23 protein-coding genes and 1 other annotated feature are annotated in these 21,944 nt (G+C 45.6%); all 23 genes read right to left on the reverse strand.

The genetic code is table 11. From position 1 onward, the window contains the following. Positions 1 to 22 precede the first annotated feature (22 nt). The 23 genes from rpsS to AOU00_RS09620 all read right to left on the reverse strand — a co-directional run bounded on the left by rpsS (position 23) and on the right by AOU00_RS09620 (position 21,944). Positions 23 to 301: a 30S ribosomal protein S19 gene (gene rpsS / locus AOU00_RS09515; protein ID WP_007432579.1), complete on the reverse strand. Its 279-nt coding sequence runs from the start codon at positions 299 to 301 to the stop codon at positions 23 to 25. 72 nt (positions 302 to 373) lie between these two features. Further along, positions 374 to 1,204 carry a 50S ribosomal protein L2 gene (gene rplB, locus AOU00_RS09520; protein WP_013312158.1) on the reverse strand — a complete coding sequence of 277 codons (831 nt, stop codon included), beginning with the start codon at positions 1,202 to 1,204 and terminating at the stop codon, positions 374 to 376. Positions 1,205 to 1,234: 30 nt separating this feature from the next. Continuing rightward, positions 1,235 to 1,525, reverse strand: a complete 291-nt coding sequence (gene rplW, locus AOU00_RS09525) for a 50S ribosomal protein L23 (protein ID WP_014278314.1) — start codon at positions 1,523 to 1,525, stop codon at positions 1,235 to 1,237. Further along, positions 1,525 to 2,148, reverse strand: coding sequence for a 50S ribosomal protein L4 (gene rplD, locus AOU00_RS09530; RefSeq protein ID WP_013312160.1), 624 nt, complete (start codon positions 2,146 to 2,148; stop codon positions 1,525 to 1,527). Before rplD ends, rplW begins: the two co-directional genes overlap by 1 nt. A gap of 26 nt (positions 2,149 to 2,174) precedes the next feature. After that, entirely contained in the window at positions 2,175 to 2,798 is a 624-nt protein-coding gene (gene rplC, locus AOU00_RS09535; protein WP_013312161.1) for a 50S ribosomal protein L3, read from the reverse strand. 32 nt (positions 2,799 to 2,830) lie between these two features. Continuing rightward, a complete protein-coding gene (rpsJ, locus tag AOU00_RS09540; protein WP_005544556.1) occupies positions 2,831 to 3,139 on the reverse strand; it encodes a 30S ribosomal protein S10 in 309 nt (102 codons plus the stop codon). 339 nt (positions 3,140 to 3,478) lie between these two features. Then, a complete protein-coding gene (gene tuf, locus AOU00_RS09545) occupies positions 3,479 to 4,669 on the reverse strand; it encodes an elongation factor Tu (protein WP_023990558.1) in 1,191 nt (396 codons plus the stop codon). A gap of 94 nt (positions 4,670 to 4,763) precedes the next feature. Further along, complete coding sequence (gene fusA, locus AOU00_RS09550) at positions 4,764 to 6,842, reverse strand: elongation factor G (RefSeq protein WP_029514491.1); 2,079 nt, start codon at positions 6,840 to 6,842, stop codon at positions 4,764 to 4,766. A 47-nt stretch (positions 6,843 to 6,889) separates the two neighbouring features. Further along, the gene (gene rpsG, locus AOU00_RS09555) at positions 6,890 to 7,360 is read right to left on the reverse strand and encodes a 30S ribosomal protein S7 (protein ID WP_007432586.1); all 471 of its coding nucleotides are present in this window, start codon (positions 7,358 to 7,360) and stop codon (positions 6,890 to 6,892) included. 50 nt (positions 7,361 to 7,410) lie between these two features. Beyond that, the gene (gene rpsL, locus AOU00_RS09560) at positions 7,411 to 7,833 is read right to left on the reverse strand and encodes a 30S ribosomal protein S12 (RefSeq protein WP_007432587.1); all 423 of its coding nucleotides are present in this window, start codon (positions 7,831 to 7,833) and stop codon (positions 7,411 to 7,413) included. Positions 7,834 to 7,977: 144 nt separating this feature from the next. Further along, entirely contained in the window at positions 7,978 to 8,229 is a 252-nt protein-coding gene (locus AOU00_RS09565; protein ID WP_007432588.1) for a ribosomal L7Ae/L30e/S12e/Gadd45 family protein, read from the reverse strand. Positions 8,230 to 8,445: 216 nt separating this feature from the next. Continuing rightward, positions 8,446 to 12,060 (reverse strand): DNA-directed RNA polymerase subunit beta', encoded by a 3,615-nt coding sequence (gene rpoC / locus AOU00_RS09570; RefSeq protein ID WP_029514492.1) that lies wholly within the window; start codon positions 12,058 to 12,060, stop codon positions 8,446 to 8,448. Between the two features lie 140 nt (positions 12,061 to 12,200). Beyond that, positions 12,201 to 15,746, reverse strand: a complete 3,546-nt coding sequence (gene rpoB / locus AOU00_RS09575) for a DNA-directed RNA polymerase subunit beta (RefSeq protein ID WP_061831396.1) — start codon at positions 15,744 to 15,746, stop codon at positions 12,201 to 12,203. Positions 15,747 to 16,101: 355 nt separating this feature from the next. Beyond that, positions 16,102 to 16,704 carry a class I SAM-dependent methyltransferase gene (locus tag AOU00_RS09580; protein ID WP_061831395.1) on the reverse strand — a complete coding sequence of 201 codons (603 nt, stop codon included), beginning with the start codon at positions 16,702 to 16,704 and terminating at the stop codon, positions 16,102 to 16,104. Positions 16,705 to 16,852: 148 nt separating this feature from the next. Continuing rightward, positions 16,853 to 17,218, reverse strand: coding sequence for a 50S ribosomal protein L7/L12 (gene rplL, locus AOU00_RS09585; RefSeq protein ID WP_010348819.1), 366 nt, complete (start codon positions 17,216 to 17,218; stop codon positions 16,853 to 16,855). Between the two features lie 68 nt (positions 17,219 to 17,286). Further along, on the reverse strand, positions 17,287 to 17,790 hold the full coding sequence (rplJ, locus tag AOU00_RS09590) for a 50S ribosomal protein L10 (protein ID WP_013312168.1): 504 nt from the start codon (positions 17,788 to 17,790) through the stop codon (positions 17,287 to 17,289). 74 nt (positions 17,791 to 17,864) lie between these two features. Beyond that, positions 17,865 to 18,016 (reverse strand) — a sequence feature (ribosomal protein L10 leader region). Positions 18,017 to 18,084: 68 nt separating this feature from the next. Then, positions 18,085 to 18,777, reverse strand: coding sequence for a 50S ribosomal protein L1 (gene rplA, locus AOU00_RS09595; RefSeq protein ID WP_013312169.1), 693 nt, complete (start codon positions 18,775 to 18,777; stop codon positions 18,085 to 18,087). Between the two features lie 87 nt (positions 18,778 to 18,864). Further along, positions 18,865 to 19,290: a 50S ribosomal protein L11 gene (rplK, locus tag AOU00_RS09600; protein WP_007432595.1), complete on the reverse strand. Its 426-nt coding sequence runs from the start codon at positions 19,288 to 19,290 to the stop codon at positions 18,865 to 18,867. Positions 19,291 to 19,363: 73 nt separating this feature from the next. Beyond that, positions 19,364 to 19,897, reverse strand: coding sequence for a transcription termination/antitermination protein NusG (nusG, locus tag AOU00_RS09605; protein ID WP_007432596.1), 534 nt, complete (start codon positions 19,895 to 19,897; stop codon positions 19,364 to 19,366). A 22-nt stretch (positions 19,898 to 19,919) separates the two neighbouring features. Next, positions 19,920 to 20,111 (reverse strand): preprotein translocase subunit SecE, encoded by a 192-nt coding sequence (secE, locus tag AOU00_RS09610; RefSeq protein ID WP_013312170.1) that lies wholly within the window; start codon positions 20,109 to 20,111, stop codon positions 19,920 to 19,922. A gap of 20 nt (positions 20,112 to 20,131) precedes the next feature. After that, positions 20,132 to 20,281, reverse strand: a complete 150-nt coding sequence (gene rpmG / locus AOU00_RS25755; protein ID WP_023990562.1) for a 50S ribosomal protein L33 — start codon at positions 20,279 to 20,281, stop codon at positions 20,132 to 20,134. A gap of 334 nt (positions 20,282 to 20,615) precedes the next feature. Further along, positions 20,616 to 21,260 carry an RNA polymerase sporulation sigma factor SigH gene (sigH, locus tag AOU00_RS09615; RefSeq protein ID WP_016324748.1) on the reverse strand — a complete coding sequence of 215 codons (645 nt, stop codon included), beginning with the start codon at positions 21,258 to 21,260 and terminating at the stop codon, positions 20,616 to 20,618. Between the two features lie 162 nt (positions 21,261 to 21,422). Next, positions 21,423 to 21,944 (reverse strand): NYN domain-containing protein, encoded by a 522-nt coding sequence (locus tag AOU00_RS09620; RefSeq protein ID WP_007432599.1) that lies wholly within the window; start codon positions 21,942 to 21,944, stop codon positions 21,423 to 21,425.

Below are 21,944 nucleotides of genomic sequence, written 5' to 3' on the forward strand. Positions count from 1 at the left end.
CTCAAACACTACGCTGTGTTGATTATCTTCTTGTTTTCTTATCGTCATCCGTATGGCCTTTGTACGTACGTGTTGGAGCAAATTCGCCCAATTTGTGTCCGACCATATCTTCCGTTACGTATACTGGCACGTGTTTACGACCATCATATACACCAAACGTATGTCCGATAAATTGTGGGAAAATCGTAGAGCGACGGGACCAAGTTTTGATTACCACTTTTTTGTCCGACTCATTCAAAACCTCTACTTTTTTCAACAGGTAACCATCAATGAATGGTCCTTTTTTGAGACTGCGACCCATTTATGAATCCTCCCTTCGTTAAAACGTAGTCGTTCCTTAATATGTTAACGTGCGACTTAAGCGCACGTTTTATTACTTAGTACGACGACGAACGATGTACTTATCAGATGCTTTACCTTTTTTACGCGTCTTGTAACCAAGGGTTGGTTTACCCCATGGAGACATTGGAGATTTACGTCCGATTGGAGCGCGACCTTCACCACCACCGTGTGGGTGATCGTTAGGGTTCATTACAACACCGCGAACTTCAGGACGTTGTCCCAACCAGCGACTACGACCAGCTTTACCGATCTTCACCAGTTCGTGGTCTTCGTTACCTACAGAACCGATTGTAGCGCGGCAAACTTTCAGAATGCGGCGAACTTCACCAGAAGTCAAACGAATTGTAACATACTTTTCTTCTTTACCAAGAAGTTGGGCTTCCGTACCAGCGGCGCGAACGAGTTGGCCACCTTTACCCGGTTTCAATTCGATGTTGTGGATAACCGTACCTACTGGAATGTTTTCCAACGGCAAGGAGTTACCGATTTTGATATCGGAACCTGCACCGGATACCACTTCGTCTCCTACTTTCAGACCTTTAGGAGCGATGATGTAACGTTTTTCACCATCCACATAGTGAATAAGTGCGATGTTGGACGTACGGTTTGGATCATATTCGATCGTAGCAACGCGGCCCGGTATTCCATCTTTGTTACGTTTGAAGTCAATAATACGGTATTTACGTTTGTGTCCGCCGCCTTGATGACGAACTGTAATTTTACCTTGGTTATTGCGTCCAGCTTGCTTGCTCAGAGGTGCCAGCAACGATTTCTCGGGCTGATTAGTTGTAATCTCCTCGAAAGTAGATACAGACATAGCACGTCTGGCCGGGGACGTTGGTTTATACTTTTTAATTGGCACTGAGTTTCCCTCCTTACTTTACAGTTTCAATTATACCGTTTCAAAAAACTCAAGCGGCTTACTGTCTTTGCTCAGCGTTACGAACGCTTTTTTCCACTCGCTCGTATAGCCGGAATGACGTCCGTAGCGTTTTGGTTTTGCAGGAACACGAAGCGTATTTACGCTACTTACTTTCACGTTAAAAATGGCTTCGATTGCTTTTTTAACTTCGACTTTGTTAGAACGAATGTCAACCTCGAAAACGTATTTCAAGTCATTCATCATGCCAGCCGTACGTTCGGTGATAACCGGACGTTTGATAATATCACGAGGATCCTTCATTACGCGAGCACCTCCTCTACCTTCTGAACTGCTTCCTTCGTAATGATCAGTTTGTCGTGTCCGAGCACATCAAGAACATTAATGCCGTCTGCGGCTACAAACTTCACACCAGGAATATTACGAGCGGACAGTGCTACATTATCATCATAGCTAGGAGCTACGATCAATGCTTTACGATCAGCTTTAAGGTTATTCAAAATGGCTGCGAATTCTTTCGTTTTAGGTCCGTTCAGTGTAAGAGCGTCCAATACGATAATTTCATTCTCAATCACTTTGGATGACAACGCCGATTTGATCGCCAGACGACGAACTTTTTTAGGCAATTTGTAAGCATAGCTGCGTGGAGTCGGACCGAATACAGTACCGCCACCAACCCATTGCGGTGCACGGATCGAACCTTGACGAGCGCGGCCAGTACCTTTTTGTTTCCAAGGTTTACGTCCGCCACCACGTACTTCAGAACGTCCTTTTACTTTGTGAGTACCTTGACGCAGGGAAGCCAATTGCATAACAACAGCGTCATGAAGAACGTGCTTATTCGGCTCGATACCGAACACTGCGTCGTTCAATTCAATTTCACCAACTTGGCTGCCGCTAATATTAAATAGTGCTACTTTTGGCATTTCGTGTTCCTCCTTTCTTCAGTTGTTTATTTTTTTACCGTTTCTAATACTTTAACGAAGCTATTTTTAGGTCCTGGAATGGAACCTTTCACGAGCAATACATTACGTTCTGTATCGATCTTAACAACTTCAAGACGTTGGATCGTTACCGTTTCATGCCCCATGTGTCCTGGAAGGTGTTTACCTTTAGGAACGCGGTTAGCTTGAATGGAACCCATAGAACCTGGACCTCTGTGGTAACGCGATCCGTGTGCCATTGGTCCGCGGCTTTGTCCCCAACGTTTGATAACGCCGGCAAAACCTTTACCTTTAGAAATACCTGTTACGTCAACGAACTCGCCTTCTGTGAAGACATCAGCCTTCAGTTCTTGGCCAACCTCGTACGCAGCAAGGTCGATGCCACGAAGTTCACGAACGTAGCGCTTAGGTGCAGTATTTGCTTTTTTCGCATGTCCTGCTTCAGGTTTGTTGGATCTTTTTTCTTTCTTATCAGAGAAACCGAGTTGGATAGCTTCGTATCCATCGTTTTCCAGATCTTTCTTTTGCAGAACAACACAAGGACCTGCTTCGATAACCGTAACAGCAAGTACGTTACCTTCAGGGGTAAACACTTGAGTCATTCCGAGTTTTTTTCCTAAGATACCTTTCATGTTGACACCTCATTTCTTTTCCTAATTACATATTACAATTTAATTTCGATATCTACACCGGACGGCAGGTCCAAGCGCATCAAGGCATCCACAGTTTGTGGAGTCGGGTTAACAATGTCGATCAAACGCTTGTGTGTGCGCATTTCGAACTGTTCCCGGGAATCCTTGTACTTGTGTACCGCACGGAGAATAGTAATGATTTGTTTTTCAGTTGGCAGCGGAATTGGCCCGGATACACCTGCGCCCGAACGTTTAGCTGTTTCAACAATTTTCTCAGCGGATTGATCAAGAATTCTATGATCGTAAGCTTTCAAACGAATACGAATTTTTTGCTTTGCCATTTTAGTCCCTCCTTCTATCGCCCAATTTGGTATCGGACATACTCCGTGAAAATTTTCCGACAGCCCTCCCATGGCAAAGGGGCCGGGTGTGTCAGTAACCTCTCACATCATCGCACAGTCACAAACAACATTAGTTATTATATCGAATAGTTCTGCCTATTGCAAGCAAAAACGAAAAAACAATGCATCTTATTTTCAAAAGATGCAGTTGTGCTCGCAGCTCGCGATTTTCCCCAAGAGAAAAGCCCCCGCACCAGGGCAGGGGCTCGTTTAGCTTCGTTCCAATACAACGTTACTCGTTCCAGTACACTGTTACTCTATTTAAAGGCTAAAGCCTTCTTATTTGGAGATTGTTGCTACAGCACCAGCGCCAACTGTACGTCCACCTTCACGAATAGAGAACTTAGTTCCTTCTTCGATAGCGATCGGGTTGATTAGTTGAACAGTAACTGTGATGTTATCACCAGGCATTACCATTTCGGAACCTTCTGGCAAAGTAATGATACCAGTTACGTCAGTTGTACGGAAGTAGAACTGTGGACGGTAACCAGTGAAGAAAGGTTTGTGACGTCCGCCTTCTTCTTTAGTCAAAACGTAGATTTGAGCAGAAAATTCTGTATGTGGGTTAACAGAACCTGGCTTAGCCAATACTTGGCCACGCTCGATTTGTGCACGATCTACACCGCGAAGCAGTGCGCCGATGTTGTCACCAGCTTGAGCGGAATCAAGCAATTTACGGAACATTTCTACGCCTGTTACTACGGATTTACGGGATTCTTCTTGAATACCGATGATTTCGATTTCGTCGCCCACTTTAACTGTACCACGCTCTACACGGCCTGTAGCAACTGTACCACGACCAGTGATGGAGAATACGTCCTCGACAGGCATAAGGAAAGGCTTGTCAGTGTCGCGTTCTGGAGTTGGGATGTAAGTGTCGATTGTTTCGAACATTTCAACGATTTTCTTAGCCCAGTCGCCATCTGGGTTTTGCAGTGCTTCACGAGCGGAACCGCGAGTGATTGGAGTGTCGTCGCCTGGGAAGTCATACTCGCTCAGCAAGTCGCGAACTTCCATTTCAACCAATTCCAGCAACTCTTCGTCTTCAACCATGTCGCATTTGTTCAGGAATACAACGATGTAAGGAACACCAACTTGGCGGGACAACAGGATGTGCTCGCGAGTTTGCGGCATTGGGCCGTCAGCTGCGGATACAACCAGGATCGCTCCGTCCATTTGTGCAGCGCCAGTGATCATGTTTTTAACATAGTCGGCGTGACCTGGGCAGTCAACGTGTGCATAGTGACGGTTAGGTGTTTCATATTCCACGTGTGCAGTGGAGATTGTGATACCGCGTTCGCGCTCTTCTGGAGCTTTATCGATTTGATCGAATGCTACAGCAGCACCACCGTAAGTTTTGGACAATACAGTTGTGATTGCAGCAGTCAAAGTAGTTTTACCATGATCGACGTGACCAATAGTACCGATATTAACGTGCGGTTTGTTACGTTCAAACTTAGCCTTTGCCATTTGAACAATTCCTCCTCAATAACTTGTTTTATTTTAGGCTGCCGGATGCCTTTTTGGTAAAACCTTAAGCATACCGGTCAGCTGATACATTGTATTACTCGCCGCCTTTGGTTTTGGCAACGATCTCTTCAGCAATGCTCTTCGGTACTTCTTCATAATGAGAGAGTTCCATGGAGAACACGCCGCGTCCTTGTGTACCGGAGCGAAGTGTAGTCGAGTATCCGAACATTTCGGACAAAGGCACCTTCGCACGAATGATTTGAGCTCCACTGCGGGAATCCATACCTTCAATCCGACCACGACGGGAGTTCAACATACCCATTACGTCACCCATATATTCCTCAGGAACCGTTACTTCAACTTTCATAATCGGCTCGAGCAATACTGGTTTACATTTGTCTTTCGCTGCTTTCAGCGCCATTGATCCGGCAATTTTAAATGCCATTTCATTGGAATCGACATCATGGTATGATCCGTCCACGATTGTAGCTTTAACGTCCACAAGCGGGAAGCCTGCGATAACGCCGTTTTTCATTTGTTCCTCAATACCAGCAAGAGCAGGAGCGATGTACTCTCTAGGAACAGAGCCGCCGACTACCTTACTTTCGAATTGACTACCAGTACCTGGCTCGAGCGGTTCGAACTCAACCCATACGTGACCATATTGACCACGACCACCGGACTGACGAACGAATTTACCTTCGACACGTGCTGGAGCACGGAACGTTTCACGGTAAGCAACCTGTGGTTTACCCACATTTGTTTCTACCTTGAACTCACGACGCATACGATCAATGATGATGTCCAAGTGAAGCTCACCCATACCCGCCAAGATGGTTTGACCTGTTTCTTCGTTAGTATGAGCGCGAAGAGTTGGATCCTCTTCAGTCAACTTACCGAGAGCTACAGACATTTTATCTTGGTCAGCTTTGGTTTTAGGCTCAACCGCGATTTCGATAACCGGATCAGGGAAGTTCATGGACTCGAGAATAACAGGACTCTTCTCATCACACAGTGTATCACCTGTACCTGTATCTTTCAAACCTACGGCAGCCGCAATATCACCAGAGTAAACTACAGTGATTTCTTGACGACTGTTCGCATGCATTTGAAGAATACGTCCGATACGTTCGCGTTTACCTTTTGTTGCATTCAATACGTAAGAACCGGATTGAAGAACACCGGAGTATACGCGGAAAAATGTCAACTTACCAACGTAAGGATCCGTCATGATTTTGAATGCCAATGCGGAGAATGGCTCTTCATCGGAAGAGTGACGTTCAACTTCCGTACCGTCTTCCAAATGCCCTTGAATACTTGGCACATCAATAGGAGCCGGCAAATAGTCGAGAACAGCATCCAACATCAGCTGAACACCTTTATTGCGGTAAGAAGATCCACAGATAACTGGGAAGATTTTAACTTCTACAACACCTTTACGGAGAGCGGCTTTAATTTCGGCAACCGAAATTTCTTCGCCTTCCAGGTATTTCATTGTCAATTCTTCGTCCAGTTCAGCAACCTTCTCGATCAATTCATTACGAAGTTCTTCAACTTGATCTTTGAATTCCGCAGGAACTTCTACTTCTTCGATATCTTGACCAAGATCATCTTTGTACATATGAGCTTTTTGTTCAACGATATCGATAATACCAGTAAAATCATTTTCTGCGCCGATTGGCAATTGAATCGCAACTGCGTTCGCTTGAAGGCGATCACGCATGTCAGAGACAACATTCAGGAAGTCGGCACCAATGATATCCATTTTGTTTACATATGCGATCCGTGGAACGCCGTAGCGATCAGCCTGTCTCCATACGGTTTCGGACTGAGGCTCAACGCCTTCTTTCGCACTGAAAACACCAACTGCTCCGTCCAATACACGAAGGGAACGTTCAACTTCAACAGTGAAGTCAACGTGCCCCGGGGTGTCGATGATATTGACGCGGTGACCTTTCCAGGCAGCGGTCGTCGCAGCGGAAGTAATCGTGATTCCGCGCTCTTGTTCTTGTTCCATCCAGTCCATTGTCGCAGCGCCTTCGTGAACTTCACCGATTTTGTGCGTACGGCCTGTGTAGAACAAGATCCGCTCTGTTGTTGTGGTTTTACCCGCGTCAATATGAGCCATGATCCCGATATTACGTGTATTTTTCAAGGAGAACTCTCTTGCCATGAAATGGGTCTCCCTTCAAAATTGAAGTTATTTTTTTGAGCTGAATCCTACCAACGATAGTGAGCAAACGCTTTGTTCGCTTCAGCCATTTTGTGCGTGTCTTCACGTTTTTTCACGGAAGCGCCTGTGTTGTTGGAAGCATCAATAATTTCAGCCGCCAAACGCTCTTCCATGGTTTTCTCACCGCGGTTGCGGGAGTAGTTTACGAGCCAACGTAATCCCAGGGACGTACGTCTTTCTGGTTTTACCTCGATTGGTACTTGGTAGTTGGCACCGCCGACACGGCGTGCTTTAACTTCCAGGACTGGCATGATATTCTTGATAGCTGCTTCAAAAACTTCCATCGGGTCATTCCCCGTACGTTCTTGGATAAGCTTGAACGCATTGTACAGAATGCTTTGAGCAACGCCTCGTTTTCCGTCGAGCATGATGCGGTTGATCAAGCGGGTAACCAACTTGCTGTTGTATACCGGATCTGGCAACACGTCTCTTTTGGTAACTGGACCTTTGCGTGGCATGGATATCCCCCTTTCTTACATGTTAAACCGACATACGCGGTTTATATTCATTAGGATTTTTTAGCTTTAGGGCGTTTTGCGCCGTATTTGGAACGAGCTTGCATGCGGTTGTTTACGCCTGCAGTATCCAAAGCACCGCGAACGATGTGGTAACGCACACCCGGAAGGTCTTTTACACGACCGCCGCGAATCAGCACTACGCTGTGTTCTTGAAGGTTATGTCCAATACCTGGAATGTAAGCAGTCACCTCTACACGGTTCGTCAAGCGAACACGAGCATATTTACGAAGTGCGGAGTTTGGTTTTTTCGGAGTCATAGTACCTACACGAGTGCACACTCCGCGTTTTTGCGGGGCACTGATGTCGGTAGCTTCACGTTTCAAGGCATTAAAACCTTTTTGCAAAGCCGGTGATTTCGATTTCTCGATTTTGGCTTGACGTCCTTTACGAACCAGTTGGTTAATAGTTGGCATGTTGGTTGCCACCCCCTTCCTCAATTTTTGCTGTTACTTTACAAACCTTATCTAAGCCCACAGACCCAGGCGGTTCATAAAAGAACAAATGAAAAGTCTTTGCCGCCAAGAATAACAATTCCTTAGACAAAAACGTTCCTTACCCTATTGTTTTACGATAGCAGCCATTGCGGCTCCCACTTCAATCCCACATGCAGCTCCGAGATTTTTCATTGTGTCTACGAGAGTCACTTTGACTCCTTGCTTGTTGCACAAAGCAATGATGTTGGAAGTGAGACGCTGATCTGCGTCTTCTGCCACATATACTTCTGAGGCAAAGCCCAATTCTACCATACGAATGGTTTGTTTGGTACCGATTTTGACATGAGCATCTTGCAGTCCTTGTTCTTTAGACATATCTCATTCCTCCGAAAAGACCCAATAGCATATAGGCTGCTCACGCACCTTTGCTATATTAGCATTGACTATAAGTAATGTCAAGACAATTATAAACTATAATTCATTTAAACAGAATAGTACGATTCATTTTTGAAAAGCACCGGAGCACCGTCTGCTGTAGCTTTTATGCAAAGCTTATGTCTACGGTGTTCCGGCAATCATACTATTTTTATATTACTCGGCCGAAATTGGTTCGAGCTCCTCAGATGGAGACTGCCCCTCTTCCGGTTGGGCAAATTTCACGCTACGGTAACGGTTCATACCTGTTCCCGCAGGAATCAATTTACCAATAATTACGTTCTCTTTCAGTCCAAGCAACTGATCGACCTTGCCTTTAATAGCTGCATCAGTCAGGACACGAGTAGTTTCCTGGAAGGATGCTGCTGACAAGAAGGAGTCAGTTTCCAGAGATGCCTTGGTAATACCGAGCAGTACCGGCTTGGCTACCGCTGGTTCTTGGCCGCTGAGAATCGCTATCTTGTTTGCATTTTCATACTCATGGACATCAACAAAGGAGCCTGGAAGTAAGATCGTGTCGCCCGCATCAATGATACGGATTTTACGCAACATTTGACGAATCATAACTTCTACGTGCTTGTCGTTGATTTCTACACCCTGGTTCCGGTATACGCGTTGAACTTCCTGAAGGATATAGTTCTGTACCCCGCGAATACCTTTAATACGTAGCATTTCTTTAGGATCAATCGAACCATCCGTCAGTTCGTCCCCAGCTTCAACAGTCATACCTTCGCTTACGCGCAGGCGGGAACCATACGTTACTGAGTATGTTTTCGTTTCGGCTTCACCCTGAATGTCGATCTCACGGCGGTCTTTACCTTCACGAACTTCTTTAACTGTACCGTCAATTTCACTAATAGTTGCCTGACCTTTAGGATTACGTGCTTCAAAAAGCTCCTGGATACGAGGCAAACCTTGTGTAATATCGTCACCCGCTACGCCGCCTGTGTGGAACGTACGCATAGTAAGCTGTGTTCCTGGCTCACCGATGGATTGTGCAGCGATGATACCAACTGCTTCACCAATCTCAACGTGTTTACCAGTAGCCAGATTGCGACCGTAACATTTCTTGCAGACGCCATGTTTAGCCCGGCAACTTAATACAGAACGTATTTGAACTTTGTGTACGCCAGCTTTAACAATCGCTTCAGCTTTGTCGGAGTCAATCAATTCGTTACGTCTAGCCAAAATCTCGCCAGTCTCAGGATGACGTACAGTTTCAAAGCAATAGCGACCTTCCAGACGGTCATAGAGATCCTCAATTACTTCTTTACCGTCCTGGATACGACTTACTGTGAAGCCTTTATCCGTTCCGCAGTCTTCTTCGCGCACGATAACATCCTGCGCCACATCTACGAGACGACGAGTCAGGTAACCGGAGTCAGCCGTACGAAGGGCTGTATCCGCCAAACCTTTACGCGCTCCGTGAGTGGAGATAAAGTACTCGAGTACTGTCAGACCTTCACGGAAGTTTGATTTGATTGGGAGTTCGATAATACGTCCGGATGGATTGGCCATCAGACCACGCATACCGCCGAGCTGAGTAATCTGTGATTTGTTACCCCGCGCTTTGGAGTCCACCATCATCATGATGGAGTTGTAGCGATCCATGGACTTCATCAATACTTCGGTAATATCATCTTTCGCTTTAGACCAAATATCGATAATCCGGTCATAGCGTTCTTCATTCGTAATCAGACCACGACGGTACTGATTCGTTACAACTTGCGCTTTGTCTTCGGATCCCTTAAGAATCTCTTGTTTTTCCACCGGCACGATTACGTCCGATACAGCAACGGTTACCCCTGCACGAGTGGAATACGTAAAGCCAAGCTGCTTGATTTTATCCAGAATTACAGCTGTTTCTGTTGTATGGTAAGTCTCAAAACAACGGGCAATGATATTACCAAGGTAATCCTTGCCTACCCCGCTAGCTTGCGGAGCGTTTTGAATGGCTTCTGTAAGATTTACACCCTTTTCGTAAACAAAGAACTCCTCCGCAGTACCATAAAGCAGGTTCGCACGGGTAGCATCATTGATGTACGGGAAGCTTGCCGGGAAAATTTCATTAAAGATAATTTTACCAACCGTTGTGATCAACATCGCTTCCTGTTGTTTTTCCGTAAAGCTCGTTTTATTCAAAGCTTTAACCGGAATAGCTACACGAGCATGAAGTCCAGCTGTACCACGTTGGTAAGCCGATATAGCTTCATTCATGTTGCGAAGGATCATATTGCTTCCTTCTTCTTCTTTGTTATCCATAGTCAGATAGAAAGAACCAAGAACCATATCCTGGGAAGGTGTAACAACTGGCTTACCGTCTTTCGGATTCAAAATGTTGCCGGATGCTAGCATAAGCAAACGAGCTTCAGCTTGGGCTTCCGCAGACAATGGAACGTGAACAGCCATTTGGTCACCGTCAAAGTCGGCATTATATGCAGTACATACGAGCGGATGCAGACGAATCGCACGGCCTTCAACCAAAATCGGTTCGAACGCCTGGATACCGAGTCTATGCAGCGTAGGGGCACGGTTCAGAAGAACTGGATGCTCCTTGATTACTTCTTCCAGCACATCCCACACTTCTGCACTCACACGCTCTACTTTACGCTTCGCGCTCTTGATATTGTGCGCCAAACCTTTGTTCACCAGTTCCTTCATAACAAAAGGTTTGAATAGTTCCAGTGCCATTTCTTTTGGCAAACCGCATTGATACATTTTCAAGTACGGGCCTACAACGATAACGGAACGACCAGAGTAGTCAACACGTTTTCCGAGCAAGTTCTGACGGAAACGTCCTTGTTTACCTTTCAGCATGTGGCTGAGGGATTTCAAAGGACGGTTACCTGGACCTGTAACAGGACGACCACGACGACCATTATCAATCAAGGCGTCAACAGCTTCCTGCAACATCCGTTTTTCATTTTGCACGATAATATCTGGCGCACCTAGATCTAACAACCGTTTCAGACGGTTATTACGGTTAATAACACGACGATACAAGTCGTTAAGGTCAGAGGTAGCGAAACGACCACCATCCAACTGTACCATCGGACGAAGCTCAGGAGGAATAACAGGAAGTACGTCCATGATCATCCAATCCGGTTGGTTGCCGGAGTTACGGAATGCCTCAATAACTTCAAGGCGTTTGATCGCACGGTTACGACGTTGTCCTTGAGCTGTACGCAGCTCTTCTTTCAAGAATTCTAACTCTTTGTCTATATCCAAATCTTGAAGAAGCTTTTTAACCGCTTCAGCACCCATACCTGCCTGGAAGCCATAGCCGTATTTCTCACGGTAGCTACGGTATTCTTTCTCGGACAGGAGTTGCTTTTTCTCCAAAGGCGTATCTCCTGGATCGGTTACAACATAAGATGCGAAGTAAATGATCTCTTCCAGAGATCTTGGAGACATATCAAGAGCAAGACCCATACGACTTGGAATGCCTTTAAAGTACCAAATGTGCGATACAGGAGCAGCCAACTCAATATGGCCCATACGCTCACGGCGAACCTTAGCACGAGTAACTTCTACTCCACAACGGTCACAGACAACACCTTTATAGCGTACACGTTTGTACTTACCGCAATGACATTCCCAGTCTTTCGTAGGTCCGAAAATTTTCTCGCAAAATAGTCCTTCTTTTTCCGGTTTAAGCGTACGATAGTTAATCGTCTCCGGTTTTTTGACTTCTCCGCGGGACCAAGAACGAATCTTTTCGGGGGAAGCAAGCCCGATTTTCATATATTCGAAATTGTTAACGTCCAACAAGGAGCAACCCTCCTTAACCAAATCCTGAGTTTTTAGGTTTGATACCGCCCAGCAGCACCGGGCGGTATCAAGAAACCTGATCCATCCTAGAATGGATCAAGGTATATAACAAAGCTGATATGAGTCAGTCAGCAGTCAAACTACTCTACGCCAACCTCAGAGCCTTCCAGATTCAAACTCAGCTTATCGCCGGTTGTGTCATCCTCATCATCAAGCTCTCTCATTTCGATCTCTTGTTCGTCTTCAGACAGAATCTTCACGTCCATACCCAAGCTTTGCAGCTCTTTGATCAAGACCTTAAATGATTCTGGAACACCCGGTTCAGGTACATTTTCACCTTTGACAATGGATTCGTAAGTTTTAACACGTCCAACCACATCATCAGATTTCACAGTCAAAATTTCCTGAAGCGTGTACGCTGCACCGTAGGCTTCCAATGCCCATACTTCCATCTCCCCGAAGCGCTGTCCACCGAATTGAGCTTTACCACCCAATGGTTGTTGCGTAACAAGAGAGTAAGGACCTGTAGAACGAGCATGGATTTTATCATCGACCATGTGCGCCAGTTTGATCATGTGCATGACACCGACAGTAACTTCACGTTCAAAACGATCACCCGTACGTCCGTCATACAACACAGTCTTACCATTACGCTGCATGCCTGCCTCTTCCATTGTATCGAATACGTCATATTCCTTGGCACCATCGAATACTGGAGTTGCCACATGAATACCAAGACGCATTGCAGCCATACCCAGATGGACTTCAAGCACCTGTCCGATGTTCATCCGTGAAGGTACACCCAACGGGTTCAGAACGACCTGTACCGGTGTGCCATCCGGCAGGAACGGCATATCTTCTTCAGGCAAAATACGAGCAACGACACCCTTGTTACCGTGACGTCCAGCCATTTTATCGCCTTCGGAGATTTTACGTTTTTGAGCAATATATACACGAACCAACTGATTTACACCTGGTGGCAGTTCATCGCCATTTTCACGTGTAAATACCTTTACATCTACAACAATCCCGTCTGTTCCGTGAGGAACTCTCAAAGAAGTATCGCGAACCTCGCGTGCCTTCTCACCAAAGATTGCGTGTAAGAGACGTTCTTCAGCTGTCAATTCAGTCACACCTTTAGGTGTTACTTTACCAACGAGAATGTCACCTGCGCCAATTTCAGCACCAATACGTATGATACCACGCTCATCCAAGTTGCGAAGCGCTTCTTCACCGACATTTGGAATGTCGCGAGTGATTTCTTCAGGTCCAAGCTTCGTGTCACGAGCCTCGGATTCGTATTCCTCAATATGGATTGAGGTGTATACATCTTCCTTAACCAGTTTCTCACTCAGCAAGATCGCATCCTCGTAGTTGTAACCTTCCCAAGTCATGAAGGCAACGACAACGTTACGTCCCAACGCCAACTCACCCATCTCTGTAGATGGACCATCCGCAAGAATATCGCCAACTTTGACAATATCTCCTCTGTTCACAATCGGACGTTGGTTGATGCAAGTTCCTTGGTTAGATCGCATAAATTTGTGTAATTTATACTTAACAATGTCGCCCTTCACTTCAGCGCCATCTACAGTTTCGATACGACGCAACCAAATTTCGTTAGCCGAAGAACGTTCGATAACTCCGTTGTATTTGGATACAACGCAAACACCGGAATCTTTTGCAGACTTGTGCTCCATTCCTGTTCCGACCAATGGAGACTTCGGAATCAGAAGCGGGACAGCCTGACGCTGCATGTTGGAACCCATCAATGCGCGGTTAGAGTCATCATTCTCCAAGAACGGAATCAGTGCAGTCGCGACCGATACGACCTGTTTAGGCGATACGTCCATGTAATCGACACGGCTACTAGCCATCGGAATAATGTTATCAGACTGTTTGTTATAACGGACAATGACAACCTCATCCTTAAAGGTGTTTTCCTCCGTCAATTCCGCATTCGCCTGAGCTACGATGTAGTTATCTTCTTCATCAGCAGTCAGGTAATCAATCTGGTCTGTAACTTTTCCGGTTTTTGGATCTACCCAACGATAAGGAGCTTCGATAAACCCATACTCGTTAATGCGTGCAAAAGTGGACAAAGAGTTGATCAAACCAATGTTTGGTCCCTCTGGTGTCTCGATAGGACACATACGGCCGTAGTGACTCGGATGGACGTCACGCACTTCCATGCCCGCGCGTTCGCGCGTCAAACCGCCGGGTCCGAGTGCGGACAGACGACGTTTGTGCGTTAATTCAGCAAGCGGGTTCGTCTGATCCATAAACTGAGACAGCTGCGAGCTACCAAAGAACTCTTTAATCGAAGCAATTACTGGACGTATGTTAATCAATGCCTGTGGCGTAATTACATTAGCATCCTGAATCGACATTCTTTCGCGCACTACGCGTTCCATACGGGATAAACCGATACGGAACTGGTTTTGGAGCAACTCACCTACAGAACGCAAACGACGGTTACCCAAATGGTCAATATCGTCCGTACTTCCGATTCCGTGAAGCAAGTTAATAAAATAACTGATGGAGGAAATAATATCGGCAGGCGTAATATTCTTAACCGATTTATCAATATTTCCGTTAGCAATCAGTTTTACTACTTTACCATCCTCAATTGGTGAGAACACATCGATTGTTTGAAGTGGAATATCATTGCTTTCTAGCACACCACTCGCAACATGATACGTACGATGTCCTACTGATTCCTCCAGTTGGGCCAAAATCTCGTCCAACAGGCGGCGATCTACCATTTGACCGGCTTCAGCGATGATTTCACCAGTTGTTGTATCAATCAAAGTCTCAGCAAGTCGTTGATTGAACAAACGGTTTTTAATGTGAAGCTTTTTATTGATTTTGTAACGGCCTACGTTGGCCAGATCATAACGTTTAGGATCAAAGAAGCGAGCAACTAGCAAGCTCTTTGCGTTATCCAGTGTAGGCGGCTCACCTGGACGAAGACGCTCATAAATTTCAATCAGCGCTTTCTCGGTGGAATCCGTGTTGTCTTTATCAAGTGTGTTGCGGATATATTCGTCATTGCCGAGCAAATCCAGAATCTCAGCATCAGTGCCAAAGCCCAGCGCACGCAGCAACACCGTAACCGGAATTTTACGGGTACGGTCAATCCGGACATAGATAATATCCTTCGCATCCATCTCCAGTTCGAGCCAAGCCCCCCGGTTAGGAATTACCGTTGCGGTGTATGTTGTTTTCGCATTCTTGTCGACTTTTGTGCTGAAATAGACGCTGGGAGAGCGAACCAACTGGCTGACAATAACCCGTTCCGCACCGTTAATAATAAACGTACCCGTTTCAGTCATCAGCGGGAAGTCTCCCATGAATACTTCCTGCTCTTTCACTTCCCCGGTTTCTTTATTAATAAGCCGGACTTTTACCCGAAGCGGTGCTGCATACGTAACGTCGCGTTCCTTTGCGTCGTCAACGGTATATTTGGGTTCTCCGAGAGAATAGTCGATAAACTCCAGAATCAGATTTCCAGTGAAATCCTGAATTGGAGAAATATCCCGAAACATTTCCCTTAATCCTTCCTCCAAAAACCAATCATAGGATTTTTGTTGGATCTCAATCAGGTTCGGAACCTCGAGTACCTCATTAATACGTGCATAACTGCGCCGAGTGCGTCGACCATATTGAACAAGATGTCCTGCCAACTTAAACTCACCCCTCATGTCTACTCACTTTAAAAATACATTGCGAACCTCTGTTTGTGACCTTATAATAAGACACATACAGAAGATTCAATCTTACAAATACAGAAAAGCCCTTACTCGAATGCATTCGAAAAAAGAGCACCGTATCAGCAGAATCCTCTTACCGGAAGATCTTCATCACTTGTAGATTTGCCCAAAATGGTTGTATTATACGTAATAGAGATAAATACTATACCTACTACGCATAAATCTATTGACATTTCAACAAACTAAAGCCATGGAGGGCATCCTAATACTGACATTTTATAATAATATCACAGACCAGGATTCAAGTCAATGGTCCTATTGCATTTTCTTAAAAACTTTTTTCAGCTTTCAAAATTCGATAACCTTTATCCTTTGTAACTTCTTCTACATGACCGAAAAGGCTCTCTATCTTAGCACTCGCCGAAGGGGCCCCCTGCTTTTTCTGAATGACTACCCACAAAGCTCCACCTTCGTTTAAATGCTCATAAGCAAGCTCAAAAATGGTATGCACTGTTTCTTTTCCTGCACGTATAGGAGGATTCGTCAAGATCACGTCAAAGCGTTCATCCTTCACTTCCGCAAACAAATCGCTTTGCTTAATGGTGACATTCTTAACCCCATTACGTTCCGCATTCTCTATCGCAAGTTGAACGGCTCGCTCATTAATATCAACCATTGTGACGTGTCCCTCTGGGACAAGCGCGGCTGCCGCCAGACCAATCGGGCCGTAACCGCATCCTACATCCAATACCGAGGCTTGTGCAGGAAGCTGCATCGCTTCAATCAGCACACGACTCCCGTAATCAATTCCCTGCTTCGAAAAAACGCCTGAATCGCTGGCAAAACGGTATGACCGCCCCCGCAGCACTGTTTCCAGGCTCCGTCGTTCATGCGCCGTCTCTGGCCGCTTGGAGTAATAATGATCAGCCATTCATGCCCACCTCTTTCGGTTGTACTACCATCATAGCCTTTACAATAACCTTTCAGACATGCTGGTACTACCGTTTTACAGCAACAAACCCCTTGAAGATCACCTCAAGGGGTTTGTTTTAGTCCATTGTCTGCTAGAAAGCAGTCAATTATTTTACTTCTACAGAAGCGCCTGCTTCTTCCAATTTTGCTTTAATGGATTCAGCTTCTTCTTTAGCGATTTTTTCTTTCAGTGGTTTTGGAGCGTTGTCAACCAGTTCTTTTGCTTCTTTCAGGCCAAGACCTGTGATTTCGCGAACTGCTTTGATAACGTTGATTTTGGAAGCGCCAGCGCTTGTCAAGATTACGTCGAACTCGGATTGCTCAGCTTCAGCTGCGCCACCTGCTGCGCCACCTGCTACAGCTACTGGAGCTGCTGCAGTTACGCCGAATTCTTCTTCGATTGCTTTCACGAGATCGTTCAGTTCCAATACGGACATACCTTTAATTGCTTCCAAGATTTGCTCTTTACTCATGGTTGAACCTCCATTTAAATTCGTATTTTTTTGTTCTCAACTGCTATACAGCAGGTTTAATCCCTAACTTATGCGCTTTGCTCTTCTTTTTCTGCAACAGCTTTAACTGCAAGCGCGAAGTTGCGCACAGGAGCTTGAAGCACGCTGAGGAGCATGGAAAGGAGACCTTCGCGGGATGGCAGTTCTGCCAGTGCTTTGATTTCCTCAACACCGATAACGCGACCTTCTACAACTGCACCTTTCAGTTCCAGTGCATTGTTCTTCTTAGCGAAATCGTTCAAGATTTTAGCTGCAGACACTGCATCATCTTTGCCGAACGCGATTGCAGTAGGACCTGTCAATACTGCGTCCAGTTCAGTCAATTCTGCTGCCGCAGTTGCACGGCGGAGCAGTGTGTTTTTCAGCACTTGAAATTCGATTCCGGCTTCGCGAAGCTGCTTACGCAGCTCAGTTACTTGGGCAACATTCAGACCGCGATAGTCTGCAACCACAGTCGTTACGCTCTCGCGCAATTTTGCAGCTACAACTTCAACAGCTTCTTGTTTTGCTTGAATCACCTTTGCATTTGCCAAACTGTACACCTCCTGATCAATTTATCCGCTTTGTTCGAAGCACCCACTCTGGTGATCTTACAAAGCTTGCTTTCATAAGCATGAAAAAAGCCTCCGTAGAGTACGAAGGCTTGATAAATCTACATGGACGGGACAAGCCCGTCACATGAAACGTTCTATCATAACACCTCGGTAGGAAATTAAGCCCAAAGGCACCTACTGTCTACGGTAAGCATATTCAACTTTAATGGTCAGTCACAAGGACTCACAACTTTTATAGAATAACAAATTTGATTGAACATGTCAATCAAAATATTATCTGTAAACAGATGCGTTCACACGTGCACTTGGTCCCATAGTCGAAGAAATAGCGATGTTTTTCAGGTATACACCTTTAGCAGCCGCTGGCTTCGCACGGTTCAAGGCTTCAACCAAGGCTTTAAGATTCTCGTTCAGCTGTTCAGCACTGAAGGAAGCTTTGCCGATTGGCGCGTGAATTTGACCGGCTTTGTCGAGACGGTATTCGATTTTACCGGCTTTAATTTCTTGAACAGCCTTGGCAACGTCGAAAGTAACTGTGCCTGCTTTAGGGTTAGGCATCAAACCTTTACCACCGAGCAAACGACCCAGTTTACCAACCTCACTCATCATATCAGGTGTCGCAACGCAGACGTCGAATTCGAACCAGCCTTGTTGGATTTTGTTGATCATATCTTGATCGCCAACAAAATCAGCGCCAGCCGCTTCCGCTTCTTTCACTTTGTCACCTTTTGCAAATACCAGAACGCGTTGTGTTTTACCCGTACCATGCGGCAGGACAACAACACCACGAACAGCCTGGTCTTGTTTACGGGAATCTACGCCCAGACGAACTGCTGCTTCAACGGTTTCGTCGAATTTAGCAGTCGCAGCCTTTTTCACCAGTTCAACGGCTTCTAAAGGCTCGTAAGTTGCTTCGCTGTCAATCAGCTTAGCAGCTTCCAGGTACTTCTTACCATGTTTAGCCATAATGTTTTCCTCCTTATGTGGTATTAGCGGATATTCCTCCCACACTTGCCGGACAGTCAAACTGCCGGCACACGAAGATTAATAAAATTAATCTACGATGGTGATACCCATGCTGCGAGCAGTACCTTCAACCATACGCATTGCCGATTCTACGGAAGCTGCGTTAAGGTCAGGCATTTTTTGCTCTGCAATTTGACGAACAGCAGCGCGATTTACAGTTGCAACTTTCGTTTTATTCGGTTCACCGGAACCTTTTTCGATTTTAGCAGCAACTTTCAACAGAACAGCAGCCGGTGGAGTTTTGGTGATGAACGTAAAAGAACGATCCTCAAATACCGAAATTTCAACCGGAATAATCAGGCCTGCTTGATCAGCAGTACGAGCATTGAACTCTTTACAGAATGCCATGATGTTGACACCTGCTTGACCCAAAGCTGGACCTACTGGAGGCGCTGGATTAGCTTTCCCTGCAGGAATCTGCAGTTTTACCATTTTAATTACCTTTTTTGCCATGGATGACACCTCCTTGACTCAATAGTGGTAGACGGACCTATCGATCCTCCCACAAGAAACCTGTAAGAAAAATCTATATTTTCTCCACTTGAGTATAATCCAACTCAAGCGGGGTTTCCCGTCCAAACATGTTGACGTGAACCTTAAGCTTGCTCTTCTCAACCAAAATTTCTTCCACGGAGCCCACAAAATTCGCAAAAGGACCAACTTTAATTCGCACGGATTCCTTAACATCGAATTCAATCTTCGGTTTCGGCTCTACCATGCCCATATGCTTCAGAATCTGTTCAACTTCTTCTGGAAGCAATGGCGTCGGTTTGGAACCCGAGCCTGTCGACCCTACAAATCCCGTAACACCTGGTGTATTGCGTACAACATACCAAGAGTCGTCGGTTTGGACCATTTCGACTAAGACATAACCAGGGTAGACTTTACGCATAACGGTTTTTTTCTTACCGTCCTTGGTTACCAGTTCTTCTTCCATAGGAACAAGAACACGGAATATCTTGTCTTCCATGCCCATGGACTCAACGCGTTTTTCCAAATTGGCTTTGACTTTGTTCTCATACCCTGAATAGGTATGAACGACGTACCATCTTTTTTCCATATCAAGCCACCTGGAACCCTTCCTAGATAATCGCTTCGATCACAGCGGAAATGCCGATATCGAGAACCCAAAAATAAATCGTGACGAACGCAATTGTCCCTATGACAATCAACGTATAGTTGGTCAGTTCTTTACGATTGGGCCAGCGAACCTTCTTGAGTTCAGCCCAGCTTTCAGAGAAAAAGGAAAACAGAGACTTGAAACTGCGTTTCACGCCGACTACACCTCCAAAAACTATCTGGTTTCCCGATGAGAAGTCTGTTCGTTACAGGACTTACAGAATTTCTTCATCTCCATGCGGTCGGGGTGATTACGCTTGTTTTTCGTCGTTGTGTAATTTCTTTGTTTGCATGTTGTACAAGCCAAAGTAATAATTACCCGCATGATGTGCACCTCCCGAAGACATCCAACACCGGAAGTCTCATAATTGATCCTAAAAAAAACCGCGAATTTAGGCCTACCTAAAACACTTTATCACACGGGGTTTTCCATGTCAACGAATGTTTGCATACAATTCGTAGTCCCGGCTGTGGTGCATTTTAACATCTGTGCATCCTTTAAAACTGTTCTCTGAAAAGCTGCTTCAAAAATCAAGGCGATATCTATTATTCATCTTTTTTAGTATAAATCATTTGTAACACTTATAAACCTGCATAGCCTACCTATAACGAATAAAAAAAGACTCGGACTCGAGCCTTTTCCCTGTCAGCCTCTACTTTCAACTATCTCTTACTTCCAGATACTTTTCAAGTTTACGCTTGACCCGTTGCAGCGCGTTATCAATGGATTTCACATGGCGGTCAAGATCCTCTGCAATCTCCTGATACGAACGTCCGTCCAGATACAACATAAGTACCTTGCGTTCCAGCTCGCTCAGAATCTCGGACATCTTGTCCTCAAGGCCCACAAACTCTTCCTGATTGATTATCAGCTCTTCAGGGTCACTTACTTGTGTTCCGCAAATCACATCGAGCAACGTGCGGTCTGACTCTTCATCATAGATGGGTTTGTCCAGAGATACGTAAGAGTTCAGAGGAATGTGCTTTTGTCGTGTAGCCGTCTTAATTGCCGTAATAATCTGTCGTGTAATGCACAACTCGGCGAAAGCCTTGAACGAAGCAAGCTTGTCTCCCTTAAAATCACGAATGGATTTGTAGAGACCAATCATGCCCTCCTGAATAATATCCTCGCGATCAGCACCAATCAAGAAGTAGGATCTGGCCTTGGCCCGTACAAAGTTCCGGTATTTGTTAATCAGAAACTCCAGCGCTTCCCCATCACCTTCATGGACTGCTCCGACAATGTCTTCATCATTTTTGTAATCAAACTTTGACAACATGATATCCTTGAGGTCCACACTCACTAACAATCCCTCCGGCTGCAACGCAAGGTACCCGTTACTCTCTCAAATATACGACAAGTATACGCGATGTAACCTGATACCGTCAACCACAACAACCTAAAAAAGAAGAGCGCTAACAAAATTGTCAATGGTTTCAAAATGGAGGAGTCCCCAATTATTGGTTTATTCTCTTCTCCATCGTTCAAACAACTTTCGAAGCTCCGGACTCAGTTTGGCATCTAGCGAGTTACGGGACAATTTGGCACTATCCTGCTGGATTCGCTTCTGCACTTCCCTTTCGGACTCCTCAATCTCGATCAGTAATTCCCGCGCCGACACCCTGAGTGCACCTTGTCCAAATGCGACATGTTGCTCTACCTGATCGCTTGTCGCTACGTAAATACTTCTTCTTTTACTGCTCAGCTCCCGAACCAATCGCTCGATGCACTCATCAGCAGTTTCTTTTTCTCTGGTAAAATAAATCTGGACTTTGCTCTGAGCAAAAGTTTTACCTAATCCTGGCACCCTGTAAGCATCAAATACGACGATGACTCTTCTGCCGGAATACGCCTGATGATCCGCCAGTCGTTCAAGAAGTCTGTCCCTCGCTTCCTGCATACCAGATTGTACCAGTGCGGAAAGTTCGGGCCAGGCTCCAATCATGTTGTAACCGTCCACAAGCAGAACATCCCGCGTGTCAGCCAT

Origin of the sequence: Paenibacillus polymyxa (assembly GCF_001719045.1) — a bacterium.
GTDB lineage: Bacteria > Bacillota > Bacilli > Paenibacillales > Paenibacillaceae > Paenibacillus > Paenibacillus polymyxa_B.